Here is an 11,991-nt window from a genome sequence, read left to right as displayed (position 1 = left end):
AAGATCGTTAAGAACTAGCCGAAAGTATGAAGCCTTCCCGTTGTCGGGAAGGTGTCAGATCGAGGTATGGTCTTCCCGAACACGGGAAGGATTTCCAAATGATTCCTGACATCGGGAACGTGATCAACGAGGCAGAGACCGTCTCCGCCCGCGACCTCTACCCCGTCAACGACGCGGCTTACCGGCTCGGTGTGACGCCCAGGAAGGTCTGGGCCCTCATCAAGGAAGGACGCATCGACACCAAGCGCCTCGACGGCCGCCGGCTCATCCCCGCCGACGCCCTCGCGGACTTCATCTCCAGCCTCCCCAACGGCGAGGAGCAGGCAGCATGACGCACCCAGGAGGCGGCTCCGGCGGCACTGGCCCAGCCGGAGGCAGCGGCACCGGCCCCGGCCGGATCCCCGGAACCCCACTCAGCCTCGCGGCTCGGATGGACAACTACCGCCGCCAGACCGGCAAGGACTTGACCCCGCGACAGCGCCGCCGGATCAACCACAAGCTCAACCGCGCGATGGCCACACCCCCGGACGGACAGCCGAAGCTGCCGCACCCGGTTCCGGCCCCCGGCAAGTAACTCGACCAGGTCGGCCCGCCGGTTCCACTGGCGGGCCGACCTTTGAGGAGAACCGTGTCTCAGCAACACATCGCCCCTGGTGGTGCTGCGGTCCGCCGTAACGACCGACTCATCATCGAGCTGCCGCCGAACCCGCCGCCGATGCTGGTCGAAGTCGTCCGCGTCGCGACGGACAACTCGTGGGCGGATCTCCGCGTGCACTGGCTCGGCGGAGTGATGCAGTGCCGCCGGCCGCTACCGCTGCCCGAGGGCGTCTACACGCCGTACGAGTGGACCGACTCCGACGTGCAGTCGGGCGGCTCGTACGGCGAGTTGCCGGACTCCTCCGACGAGTTCGGCCCCTGGACCAACAACTCCTCCGACGAGTCGGCCGACTCCTCCGACGAGTTCGGCCCCGCCGCGCGGACTGCGACGCGCAACACCTGACAGACGTGAGCCCTCACCGCGGACACGGCGAGGGCTCCGGCAGCACACCCCCGACCAGCCAGCCGACCAGGAGGCGCACATGCCTACACCAACCACCGTACCGGACCTCACCGTCCTCACGAACGTCGACGGAAGGACCGACATCGAGCTACGGTCACTGTCCCCGCAGCAGGTGACGGCCACGCTCGACAGCATCGGCGCGAACCTCGCCACTACGGCGATCGCGGCGCCGGACGCCCCGCAGTACGCGACCAGCACGGCGCACATCGCCGCCGCTCTCCGCCGCGCCGCCGACGCCATCGCCGCCCTCGGCAACGTCGAACTGTCGCCGATTCAGATCGGCCTGAACCTCCAGGTCGTGGTCCACGGCAACCCGGACGAGATGGCTCGCGTCGCCACCACCAACGTCCTGAACCGGGCGTTGATCGGCCGACCGGGCGAACTAAACACCGGGATCTACCACCACTCCACGCCGTACGAGGTTCTGCGCGCGCGACACGACATGAACGTCAACGTCTTCACCGCGCTGCCCGAGCTGGAGGCGCGCGAGACGCACCAGGACGGTGCCCAATGACGACGGACGTGTTCGCGGTCGCGGCCCCGCTCCGCCAGGACCAGGCCGCCGCGCCGACCCCGTCGACCAGCTCCGGCTGGACACCCCAGGCCGACGCGTGCACCCCGGTGCACCTGCCGTCCCACATGCCGACCCGACCGGTCGACACCGGTGTCGACTGGGCCGCCCTGCTCCGGAGCGTCGCGTGAAGACCTACCTCATCCTCGCCGCCGCCCTCGGCCTGCTCATCGCCTGCTGGGCCGTCCTGATCGCCGCCGGGTGGGGCGTCATCTCGCTGATCGGAGTGTGTCGGTGATGCACCTGATCGCCGCCCTGGTCGGCTGGCTGGTCGACCTGCTCGCCCGGTTCCGCTCCACGGCCGACGGCACGGCGCCCGCCGGGTACGTGGGTCGGCACGGCGAGGACACCGTCGAGATCGTCACCGCCGACTGGCGCCCGCCGATCGGCCGTCGCCGGATCGCCCTGTTGACCGACACGCAGCCGATGGACGCCGTGACGAACGACGAGGTGGGCCGGTGAGCACCGCCTGCACCGCCCAGAAGCACGGCACCCGGAACGCGTACGAGCGGTACCGGTGCCGCTGCCCCGAAGCGCGGCAGGTCATGCGGCCCGTGTGGCGGCGGCGACCCAGCCGCGCGATCCAGGCTGACCCGGTCGCCGTTGACCTCCTCCGCACCGGCCGCCGGCCCGCCATCGTCCACCGCTCCGAGCAGGCTGCCGCGATCCGCGCTCTGCACGACCAGGGCCTGCCCGCGTCGCAGATCGCAGGCCGGATCGGCGTCACGGTGCGCACGGTCGAGCGGCACCGGGCCACCTACCGGGCGGTCACCCAGTGATCACGGCGGTGCGGCGGTGCACCTACTGGGACGGCCAGCGGCGCAGCTACTGCCACTCCGCCGATCGGGTGCGCCACTTCCTCCCCGGTAACCGCTGCACCGCCCACACCCCGGCCAACCTCCGCAGCAAGCCCACAGAGGATGCGATGACCATCAATCTTGATTTCGACTTCACCGCCGACTACGGCGAACCCGCCCCGAACCTCGCCCCGGTCGCCACCCTGGCCGCGCCGACCACCGGCGAATTCTCGGCGCAACAGGTGGAGGCCATCAACAAGATCGTCAACTGGTTCCAGGACGCCGACGGCCCGCAGGTGTTCCGGCTGTTCGGCTACGCGGGCACCGGCAAAACCACGTTGGCGCGCCACATCGTTGACCAGCTCGGCGTCAGGGCACTGTTCGCCGCGTTCACCGGGAAGGCCGCCTACGTCTTGCGGCTCAAGGGCTGCGACGACGCGAGGACCGTCCACAGCCTGATCTACCAGCCTGTGGAGAAGGTCAAGAAACACCTGGAGCAGCTCCGTTCGCGGCTGAAGGTGACCACCGACCCGGCCGAACGCACCCAGCTCATGCTGGAGATCGCCACCGAGCAGGCCAAGGTCGACTCGCCGGACTGGATCCTCCGCGAAGAGACCGAGCTGGACAACTCCCCGCTGCTGGTCCTGGACGAGGTGTCCATGGTCGGCGAGCGCATGGCCCGGGACCTGCTCAGCTTCGGGTGCCGGATCCTGTGCCTCGGCGACCCCGCCCAACTCCCCCCGGTCGACGGCGGCGGATGGTTCATCAACGCGCCCGCCGACCACCTGCTGACCGAGATTCACCGGTCCGCGCTCGACTCCCCGATCACCCGCATGGCCACCGCCATCCGCAACAGCGAGCCCGGCCGCCGGGACTACGGGGTGACCGGAGTCGACGGCACGTCCGGGCGCCTGGAGCGGCTGACCGTCGCCGACCTGCTTGCCTTCGACCAGGTGTTGGTCGGCCGCAACGCGACCAGGTGGCAAGCCGTCCACCTCCTCCGGGCACTCCGCGGACTGGTCGGCCCGCCGCAGCCCGGCGACCGCATCATCGCCCTGTCGAACTCCGGCGAGTGTGAGGTCTTCAACGGGCAGCAGTTCGACGTCCTGGAGCAACTCGCCAGCGACCGGCCCGACCGGCACCAGCTCATCCTCCGCGACGACGAAGGGCTGGAACGCAACCTCACCGTCTGGGCCGCCGGCTTCCGCGACCTCGAAGGCGAGAAGCAGGCCAAGCGCGACGGCAGGGGCAGCGTCATCGCCGCCACCTACGCGCAGGCCATCACCACCCACAAGTCGCAGGGCTCCCAGTGGAACCGGGTCCTGGTCGTGGACGAGTCCAGCGTGTTCTACGGCGCGGCGCAGCGCGAGCACCAGGAGGCCGGCCCCGAAGTCGCCCGGACCGAAGGCCACATCAACGGGCGCAGGTGGTTGTACACGGCCGTCACCCGGGCCGCCGAACGGGTCGTCATCGTGCCAAGTCTCAACGGGCTGGTGACGGCATGACCGCGTCCGTGTCCGATACCGCCCTGGCCGCGCTCATCGACAGCCTCCGCGTCACGCCGGCGGAACCTGCCGCACCCTCCCGGGCCGACCGTCCGTGCGATGACCCGTTCTGCGGGCCGGGTGGGTGCGGGTGGGCTGCCACCGAACACTCCCTCACCGGCGGGTTGACCACCGGGCGGAGCAGTTCGGCCCCGGCCGCCGTCCCGGTGCTGCCGCCGTCGACCGTCGCCGAGATGCGTGACGTCCTCGCCAACCTCGACGCCAGCCGACCGCGCTCCCGGCAAACCGCCCTCGGCCCGTCCGAGCTGGGTACCCCGTGCCAACGGCAGATCGCAATGAAGCTCGCCGGGATCCCGCGTCAGCCGGAGGACAAGCGGCCACCGTGGGCCCCGATGCAGGGCACCGCCGTACACGGGCTCATGGAGGAAGCCCTGCGGTTCCACAACCAGCAGTTGGGCCGCGAACGGTGGCTTATCGAAGAGGAACTGGTGGTGGATCCCGGGCTACCCGGTGTCGACCCGATCCGCGGCCACGGTGACGCGTTCGATACCGATTACGCGACCGTCGTGGACTGGAAACACGTTGGCGTGACGACCCTCCGCCAGGTCAAGCGGAAGACCATCCCCAACGAGCAGCTCGTCAAGCCCGAGTACCGGATCCAGGCACACCTGTACGGCCTCGGACACGAACGCGCCGGCCGTGACGTCGACTGGGTACGGCTCGTCTTCCTCGCCCGCAGCCACGACTACTCCGACTCCACCGAGTGGACTGAGCGGTACAACCCGGACATCGCCTACGAGGCCATTGCCCGCTACTACGGCACGATCGACCTCCTCACGGCCCTGGACGTGGCCAACAACCCGGGCATGTGGTCCGGCGTCCCGGCCGAGCCGGGGAAGTCCTGCGACTGGTGCCCGTTCCGTCGCGTCGGCGGCCCGGCCGATCAGACCGGCTGCCCCGGCAACACCCAAACCAAGATCGACAAGCAGGTTTCGGGCCTCATCGCCTGACCATCCACAAAGGAGACACAGCACCATGACTCAGCCCCTGGACGCCAACAGCCTGCTCATGAGCCGTGGCGTCAAGTCCATCGGTTGGCAGGAGAACCCGGTCGGCTACACCGTCGTCGGCACGATCGTGGACCAGCCCAAGGTCGAGCAGATGAAGAAGCACGACTCGGACGAGCTGGACTTCTGGCCGTCGGGCGACCCGAAGATGCAGATCATCACGACGCTCCAGACCACGATGCGCGACCCGGCGAACCCGCACGACGACGGTCAGCGTCGGCTGCACATCCCGCCGCGCATGATGACCCCGGTCCGGGAGGCCATCCTGCGGGCCGGCGCTACCGGTCTGGCCATCGGCGGGCAGCTCGCCGTCCGCCGCACCGGCGGCACCGGGTTGAAGGGCAGCCCGTTCGAGTTCGCCGCCGAGTACGCCCCGCCGGCCGTCGACCCGGGAAGCCTCCTCGGCGGCACGACCACCCAGCCGGCCGCCGCCGCCCCGGTGTCGGCCGCCGCTCAGTCCCTCGGCCTCACCTCGCCGGCCGCCCCGGTTGACGACACCCCGCCGCCCGGCATCGACCCCGCGAAGTGGGCCGCCCTGCCGGCCGAGCAGCGCGCGGCGGTACGGGCCGCCATGGGCCAGCCCAACTTCTGATCCACCCCCGCCGGCCCCACCTCCCATGCCGAGGTGGGGCCGGCACCCCAGACCAACCAGCACCGTGATCAACCAGGGGGCGTTCCGCGTGACCACCGCAGCACCGATCGGACACGACGGTGCCGCCGTCATGTCCTGGCTCCGCCTCCTCCACGGGGACTCGCCCGGACACGTCAGCATCGTCAGCACCGACGACTGGGCCGGCCAGACGTTCCCCGCCGGGCAGCTCGACCAGGCCGCCGCGTACGTCGCCCAACTCGACGCCGCCGGACGCGAGGGCATCTACCTCCGCGTCACCAGCCTGACCCGCCCACCAGAGCCCGGCCGCCGCGCCGGTGCCGACCAGTCCGCCGCGCTCCCCGCGCTCTGGGCCGACCTCGACATCGCCGGCCCCGGCCACGCCGAGCAGGACCTGCCACCCGACGAGGCCGCCGGCCGCGCCGTCATCGCCGCCACCGGCCTACCCGAACCCACCATCTGGATCCACTCCGGCGGTGGGCTGTACCCAATCTGGTTGCTCGACCAGCCGTGGGCCCTCGACGCGAGCAACCTCGACGCCGCGAAGGCCCTCGCCAAGGGCTGGCAGGCCGTGATCGAGCACGCCGCCGCGTCGCTCGGGTGGCGGTACGGGCGGGGTGTCGGCGACCTCGCCCGGGTGCTCCGGATCCCGGGCACCACCAACCGCAAAGAGGGTCTGGCCCGGCCGTGCCGGATCATCGGTGCCGCCCCGAACCGGTACACCGTGCAGCAGCTCCAGGCCGCCCTGGACATCGCCACCGCCCGGATCGCCCCGCCCGAACCGGCCGTCACCACCGGCCCGTCGACCACCTCGGTTACCCGGCCCGCTGGCGACCTCGCCCCCGGCGCAGACTTCAACGCTCGCGCCACCTGGCCGCACATCCTCGAACCGGCCGGATGGCGCGAGCACTACCGGTCCGACGACGTCACCTACTGGACCCGACCCGGCAAGCCCACCGGCACCTCCGCCAGTACCAACGCCCTCGGCACCGACCGACTCCACATCTTCACCACCTCCGCTGCGCACCTCGAAGGCGGAGAGTCGTACAGCAAGTTCGGCGCCTACGCGGTGCTGAACCACGGCGGCGACCACTCCGCCGCTGCGCGAGCCCTCGGCCAGCAGGGCTACGGCACACCGCTACCCGAGCCCGGCCACGACCAGGCCCAACTGATCGCCGACATCCTCGGCGTCGACTTGTCGCAGCTACCGGTGGTCGCCTCACGGCCCGGCCCGCCGCCGCCCGGTGACCTCTACACCGAGATCGCGGCCATCGCCGACGCACCGGCCGAACAGCAGGCCGCCGTCGCCCGTGAGCTGATCCGCCGGGTCGCAGCCCTGGACGCCACGACCCGGCAGGACTGGCGTGACGCCATCCGCCAGGTCGTGCCCGCGATCAGCCGCGGTGACTTCGAGGTGATCGTCCGCGAAGAGCGCCGCGCCCAGGCCCACGCCGCGAAGGAAGCCGCCCGGCAGCGCCGTCAACAGGAGCTGGCCGACCAGCTCGCCGCCGCCGAACAAGCAGGTGCCCTGATGCCCAGCCCCAGCGACCCGATGGCCGTCGCCCGCGTCCTCGTCACCCGGCTCCCCGCCACCGACGGCGTCCCACACCTCATCTGGTGGCGTGGCGACTTCTACGAGTGGAACACCGCCCACTGGGTAGCCCAGAAGGACGCCGCGATCAACCGGTGGCTGTACCTCCACACCGAGAACGCCCGCTACGACGCTGGCGACGAAGTGAAGCGGTGGCAGCCGAACATCGGGAAGATTGCGAACCTGCGCGATGCCCTCGGGTCCGCCATCCTCGCCCGCCCGTGGGACGAGGACGACGACCGGGGCATCGTCGTTACGAACGGCGTCCTCAAGTTGGAACAGCGGCACCTGGCCCCGCACACCCCGAAGCGGTTCAACCTCACGTCCCTGCCGTTCGCCTACGACCCGGACGCCACCTGCACTGGATGGGAGAAGTTCCTCAACCAGGTGCTCCCCGACGACCAGGAAGCCCAGGAGTTCCTCGGGGAGTGGTTCGGGTACGTCGTCTCCGGCCGCACCGATCTTCAGAAGATCGCCTCCCTGTTCGGTGCCCGCCGGTCCGGGAAGGGCACGATCGCCCGCATCCTGGAAGCCCTCCTCGGCCCCGAAGCGACCGCCGCGCCCAGCCTCACGTCCCTGCTCGGCACCTTCGGCGAACAACCCCTCATCGGCAAGTCGCTCGCCGTGCTGTCCGATGTGAACTGGGGAATCCGCGACATCGGGGAAGCCGTCGAAATCGTCAAGAAAATCAGCGGTGAGGATTCCCGCGATGTGCACCGGAAGAACCGGGAAGCATGGCACGGGAAACTGGGTGTGCGGTTCATGTTCCTCGGCAACGACATGCCGAAATTCACCGACGCATCCGGGGCACTCGCCGGCCGGATGATCCACGTCAAATTCGGCGTCAGCTTCTACGGCAAGGAAGATCCCGGCCTCACCGATCGGCTGATGGAGGAGCTACCCGGCATCCTCAACTGGGCACTCGACGGACTCGACCGGCTGACCAAGCGCGGGCACTTTACCCCGCCGGCCAGCAGCCGCGATTCCGAGCGGGAAATCATGCGCCTCACCAGCCCGGTGTACGGGTTCATCGAGGACCGGGCCATCGAGACACCCGAAGCCGAAGCTGTGCTCCTGGACGACCTGTTCACCGTCTACCGGGACTGGTGCGCCGAAGAGGAGGGGCGCGATCGGGTCAGCACGAAGGCCATCTTCGCGCGGGATCTGCGCTCGGTCGGCAACGGGTCGATCCAGGTACGACGCGAGCAGATTGACGGAGTACGCGCGCAGCGGGTGTACGGGCTGGCGCCCCAGGAGCCGAACGGGTTCAAGCCGCGGAACCGGTGGCTCGCCGGGATCGTGAACCACACCGAGCCCGTTGACCGAACGGAGTCGAGCGCCGAGCAGCTCGCGCTGGCGGCGACCCGATGAGCGACCTCACCGGGCGGGGCCCCGTGCCAGGGTCCGGGACCGCCGTACCAGGGTCGTACCAGGGTCAATCCAGGGTCGAAACACGGTCTGACCTGCGGCGTGCCAGGGTGCCAGGGTTCTTGTACCCCATCTTCCGCGTAGAGAGTCAGCAAGTAGAAAGCCGCTTAGGTTGGCCTAACAAAATTCTTGGAGTAGTAGTTACTGCCGCCAAGATAGGGAATCGACCCTGGCACCCTGGCTCAGGACGTCGATACACCCCTGGTGACCAGTGGAAATACGTCTCCGGGTGGGGCGTTGCGGACCCTGGTACGGCACTACGAACCCTGGCACGGCACTACGACCACCGCCGGTGGGTGTCCGTCCGATGAGCTACCTCATCTCCAAGACCGCCGCCGAGACCACCTGCCCCCGGTGCCGCCGGCAGACCCTCAGCGCCATCGAGGAGGGCATCCCGTGCCGGGTCGACCGGGCGCCCCTCACCACCCCCGCAGCCGAGATCACCGCGCTCCTCGACGGCCGCCACACCTTCGTACTCACGCCCCGGGGCTACCTGATCCACCGGGACGCCGGACGCATCGCCGGCAACACCATTCCCGGCACCATCCACGCCGAACACCAATGCACCACCAAAGCCCACCAGCTCACCATTGACGAAATGATCGGACAGGCGAAATGAGCGCCAGCAAACGAAAAGGCACCGGCTGGGAAACCGCCGTGGTCGACTACCTGCGAGCCAACGGTGTCCCCTATGCCGAACGCCGCACCCTCAACGGCGCCAAGGATCGCGGCGACGTAGCCGGTATTCCTGGCGTCGTCATCGAATGCAAGAACGAACGCGCCATCACCCTCGCCGAGTACGCCGACGAAACCGAAACCGAACGCCGCAACGACCAGGCCGCGGTTGGCGTCGCCTGGATCAAGCGCCGAGGCAAGGGCAGCCCCGGCGACGCCTACGTACTCATGACCGGTGAGCAGCTCGTCCAGCTCCTCGCCGCCGCCGGCTACATCCCCACCCCGGGAACGCCCCGATGAACCGCGGCTGGTCGTGCCCCATGTGCCTCGTGGGCGCCTGCCACCGCTGCACCGGACACCTGACCGTGCACACCATCCAGAGCCTCGCCACCGGCAGCCGGGGATGGACGGAGCAGTGCACGCACGAACACCCCGTCACCCAGCCACCCCGTCAGGAGAACACCGATGCCTGACCACACCATTGCCGCCGTCGACCCCGCCACCCGGGACGGACTCGCGACCGTCACCCAGCTCCGGCCGCGAGCCGCATCATGACCCGACTACCGGTCGCCGAATCCACCCAGCGGGTACCCGGCATCCAGGCACGCCTGCTGCACCGCAGCCGCCCCGGTCTGCCACTGCTCAGTCGTACCCGCCGCACCACGACTCAGGACACCCGCAGCGTCCGCCAGGCCGCGCGTCCGGGACCGATCCGCGTTCTCAGCTATCCGAGTCGCCAACTGCGTTCGTTCGCCCTGGGCGTCGGACACGTGCGCCGGCCCGTATCCGAGCCTCAGCGCGTCGCACGCAGCCCGGCCCGGGTCATCCAGCCCATCACCACGGCCAACCACGTACGCGGCACCACCAGCCGCCACAGCCAGCACCACGGCACCAACCACCACTGGCACAACCCAACGTCGTACCCCACGGCCATTACGGTCCGTACTTACATTCCCCACACCAGTAATCACTTGGCCAGTGTGGACGGATCTTGCAACAGCGTCACCCACCAACCGGACATCCAGCCGTACCCGACCAGACGGCCGTCGTGAGCAAGGCATGGGCCGGCGGAAGCACCCGCCAATGGCGACGCATCCGCGCCCAGGTCCTCGCCCGCGACGGCTACCGGTGCCGAGCCCACCGCGACGGCTGGTGCGCCAAAATCCCAGGGCACAAGCAGCACACCTGCACCGACATCGCCGCACTCAGTGGACCGTCCGCAGGCCACGCCCACCACACCCTCGGCAGAGGAACCACCGGCGACGACCCGCGCTACATCGTCGCCGCCTGCGGGCCCTGCAACCTGTACATCGGCGACCCGACCGAGCACGCCGACCCACCGAACAAGGCGGTAACCCCATGGTGACCAGCGAGCCAGGCGAACCGCAGCCCTGCGACGTGGTGTGCCCCGAACACAGCAGGCACTGCGCGTACGCCTGGTCACACGAGCAGCACCACTGCGTACTTGACCCGGCCTGGCGACAGGAACCCCTGACCGCAGCCCGCGTTGCCCAACTGCGGGCACTCGGCATTGACGTGGTCACGGTCGGGCGATGAGTCGCAACGCTCTGACCTGCGGTTTTTCCCCAAGGGGGACCCCGCGGACAGCCCGCTCTGTCCATTTTCCCTCTCCCCGATGCCCGAACTTGGACCGATATGACCACGCTTGATCGCCCACTTGTTGGCTCGACGCTGCCCCGGTTGTGGACACCGCCGCTGGTGACCGGTCCGCCGGGTCCGTGCGGGTGCGGGTGCGCGCTGACGCCGGAGACAAGCGATGGGTTCGAGCTGGTGGCGTTCGCCGAGGAGATCGACCATCCGCTGTTGCCGTTCCAGCGTTGGTCCGCGATCCACGGCCTGGAGCTGCTGCCGGATGGGCGCCCAAGGTTCCGGATCGTGCTGCTGCTGGTCGCCCGCCAGAACGGCAAGACCACGCTGCCGAAGGTGATGTGCGCCTGGTGGCAGTTCCGGAAGTCAGTACCGCTGATTCTGGGCACGAGCACGCAGCTCACCTACGCGAAGGAAACGTGGCAAGCCACGCTGAAGTTGGTGCAGAGGACTCCAGCGCTCGACCACCTGCACGAGCCGGGGCGGAAGTGGTACCGGCGGACGAACGGCGAAACCGAGTCGTGGTCGCTCGCGGATGCGCGGTACAAGATCGCGGCTTCGAACGCGGAGGGCGGCCGGTCGCTGACCATCGACCGGGGAATCGCCGACGAGCTGCGGCAGCACCACACGTACGAAGCGTGGGAGGCGTTCGAGCCGGCCTGCTCGCCGGAGGACGCGCAGATCTGGTGCCTGAGCAACGCGGGCAGCGACAAGAGCGTGGTACTCAACGACTTGCAGGACGCGGCGCGCGAGTTCATCGCGACCGGCGTGGGCGATCCTCGGCTGGGGCTGCAGGAGTACAGCGCACCGGAGGACGCCGAACCGGACGATGTCGACTCGCTACTCATGGCGAACCCGCGGGTCGGCTATGGCCTGGATCTGGACGTACTGCTCGCCGCCGCCGCGCGTGCGAAGCAGAAGGGTGGCCAGGCGCTGACCGGCTTCAAGACGGAACGGATGTGTATCCGGGTCAAGGTGCTAAACCCGGCGATCGACCCCGGCCGGTGGAAGGACTGCCTGGACCGGGCACCGCTCGATCTGGAACAGCGGCAGCGACTGGCCGCGTGCGTCGACCTGTC

18 protein-coding genes are annotated in these 11,991 nt (G+C 69.4%); all 18 read left to right on the top strand.

All coding sequences use genetic code 11. From position 1 onward, the window contains the following. Positions 1–98 precede the first annotated feature (98 nt). Positions 99–332 carry a helix-turn-helix domain-containing protein gene (locus tag ACIBF5_RS29755; protein ID WP_396816250.1) on the top strand — a complete coding sequence of 78 codons (234 nt, stop codon included), beginning with the start codon at positions 99–101 and terminating at the stop codon, positions 330–332. Next, entirely contained in the window at positions 329–574 is a 246-nt protein-coding gene (locus tag ACIBF5_RS29750) for a hypothetical protein (RefSeq protein WP_396816249.1), read from the top strand. The genes ACIBF5_RS29755 and ACIBF5_RS29750 overlap by 4 nt, the downstream gene beginning before the upstream one ends. Positions 575–628: 54 nt before the next feature. Then, entirely contained in the window at positions 629–1,000 is a 372-nt protein-coding gene (locus ACIBF5_RS29745) for a hypothetical protein (protein WP_396816248.1), read from the top strand. 79 nt (positions 1,001–1,079) lie between these two features. Continuing rightward, positions 1,080–1,574, top strand: coding sequence for a hypothetical protein (locus ACIBF5_RS29740; protein WP_396816247.1), 495 nt, complete (start codon positions 1,080–1,082; stop codon positions 1,572–1,574). Then, positions 1,571–1,762, top strand: coding sequence for a hypothetical protein (locus ACIBF5_RS29735; RefSeq protein ID WP_396816246.1), 192 nt, complete (start codon positions 1,571–1,573; stop codon positions 1,760–1,762). Before ACIBF5_RS29740 ends, ACIBF5_RS29735 begins: the two co-directional genes overlap by 4 nt. Before the next feature lie 106 nt (positions 1,763–1,868). Then, the gene (locus ACIBF5_RS29730; RefSeq protein WP_396816245.1) at positions 1,869–2,093 is read left to right on the top strand and encodes a hypothetical protein; all 225 of its coding nucleotides are present in this window, start codon (positions 1,869–1,871) and stop codon (positions 2,091–2,093) included. Continuing rightward, positions 2,090–2,410, top strand: a complete 321-nt coding sequence (locus tag ACIBF5_RS29725) for a helix-turn-helix domain-containing protein (protein WP_396816244.1) — start codon at positions 2,090–2,092, stop codon at positions 2,408–2,410. Before ACIBF5_RS29730 ends, ACIBF5_RS29725 begins: the two co-directional genes overlap by 4 nt. Beyond that, complete coding sequence (locus tag ACIBF5_RS29720) at positions 2,407–3,933, top strand: ATP-dependent RecD-like DNA helicase (RefSeq protein ID WP_396816243.1); 1,527 nt, start codon at positions 2,407–2,409, stop codon at positions 3,931–3,933. The genes ACIBF5_RS29725 and ACIBF5_RS29720 overlap by 4 nt, the downstream gene beginning before the upstream one ends. Further along, on the top strand, positions 3,930–4,943 hold the full coding sequence (locus tag ACIBF5_RS29715) for a hypothetical protein (protein ID WP_396816242.1): 1,014 nt from the start codon (positions 3,930–3,932) through the stop codon (positions 4,941–4,943). Before ACIBF5_RS29720 ends, ACIBF5_RS29715 begins: the two co-directional genes overlap by 4 nt. 25 nt (positions 4,944–4,968) lie before the next feature. Continuing rightward, positions 4,969–5,592 carry a hypothetical protein gene (locus tag ACIBF5_RS29710; protein ID WP_396816241.1) on the top strand — a complete coding sequence of 208 codons (624 nt, stop codon included), beginning with the start codon at positions 4,969–4,971 and terminating at the stop codon, positions 5,590–5,592. Positions 5,593–5,680: 88 nt separating this feature from the next. Next, positions 5,681–8,572 carry a phage/plasmid primase, P4 family gene (locus ACIBF5_RS29705; protein WP_396816240.1) on the top strand — a complete coding sequence of 964 codons (2,892 nt, stop codon included), beginning with the start codon at positions 5,681–5,683 and terminating at the stop codon, positions 8,570–8,572. Between the two features lie 364 nt (positions 8,573–8,936). Next, positions 8,937–9,248, top strand: a complete 312-nt coding sequence (locus tag ACIBF5_RS29700; protein ID WP_396816239.1) for a hypothetical protein — start codon at positions 8,937–8,939, stop codon at positions 9,246–9,248. Continuing rightward, positions 9,245–9,604 carry a hypothetical protein gene (locus ACIBF5_RS29695; protein ID WP_396816238.1) on the top strand — a complete coding sequence of 120 codons (360 nt, stop codon included), beginning with the start codon at positions 9,245–9,247 and terminating at the stop codon, positions 9,602–9,604. The genes ACIBF5_RS29700 and ACIBF5_RS29695 overlap by 4 nt, the downstream gene beginning before the upstream one ends. Then, positions 9,601–9,777: a hypothetical protein gene (locus ACIBF5_RS29690; RefSeq protein WP_396816237.1), complete on the top strand. Its 177-nt coding sequence runs from the start codon at positions 9,601–9,603 to the stop codon at positions 9,775–9,777. The genes ACIBF5_RS29695 and ACIBF5_RS29690 overlap by 4 nt, the downstream gene beginning before the upstream one ends. A gap of 78 nt (positions 9,778–9,855) precedes the next feature. Further along, on the top strand, positions 9,856–10,356 hold the full coding sequence (locus tag ACIBF5_RS29685; RefSeq protein WP_396816236.1) for a hypothetical protein: 501 nt from the start codon (positions 9,856–9,858) through the stop codon (positions 10,354–10,356). Then, entirely contained in the window at positions 10,353–10,670 is a 318-nt protein-coding gene (locus tag ACIBF5_RS29680) for a hypothetical protein (protein ID WP_396816235.1), read from the top strand. The genes ACIBF5_RS29685 and ACIBF5_RS29680 overlap by 4 nt, the downstream gene beginning before the upstream one ends. Beyond that, entirely contained in the window at positions 10,667–10,861 is a 195-nt protein-coding gene (locus ACIBF5_RS29675) for a hypothetical protein (RefSeq protein WP_396816234.1), read from the top strand. The genes ACIBF5_RS29680 and ACIBF5_RS29675 overlap by 4 nt, the downstream gene beginning before the upstream one ends. Positions 10,862–10,960: 99 nt before the next feature. Then, the coding region (locus ACIBF5_RS29670; protein WP_396816233.1) for a terminase at positions 10,961–11,991 on the top strand (1,031 nt) is incomplete at its 3' end.

Origin of the sequence: Micromonospora sp. NPDC050417 (assembly GCF_044458865.1) — a bacterium.
Lineage (GTDB): Bacteria > Actinomycetota > Actinomycetes > Mycobacteriales > Micromonosporaceae > Micromonospora_G.
The sequence above is the reverse complement of the archived record's forward strand: the minus strand, read 5'-3'. Positions and strand labels throughout refer to the sequence as shown.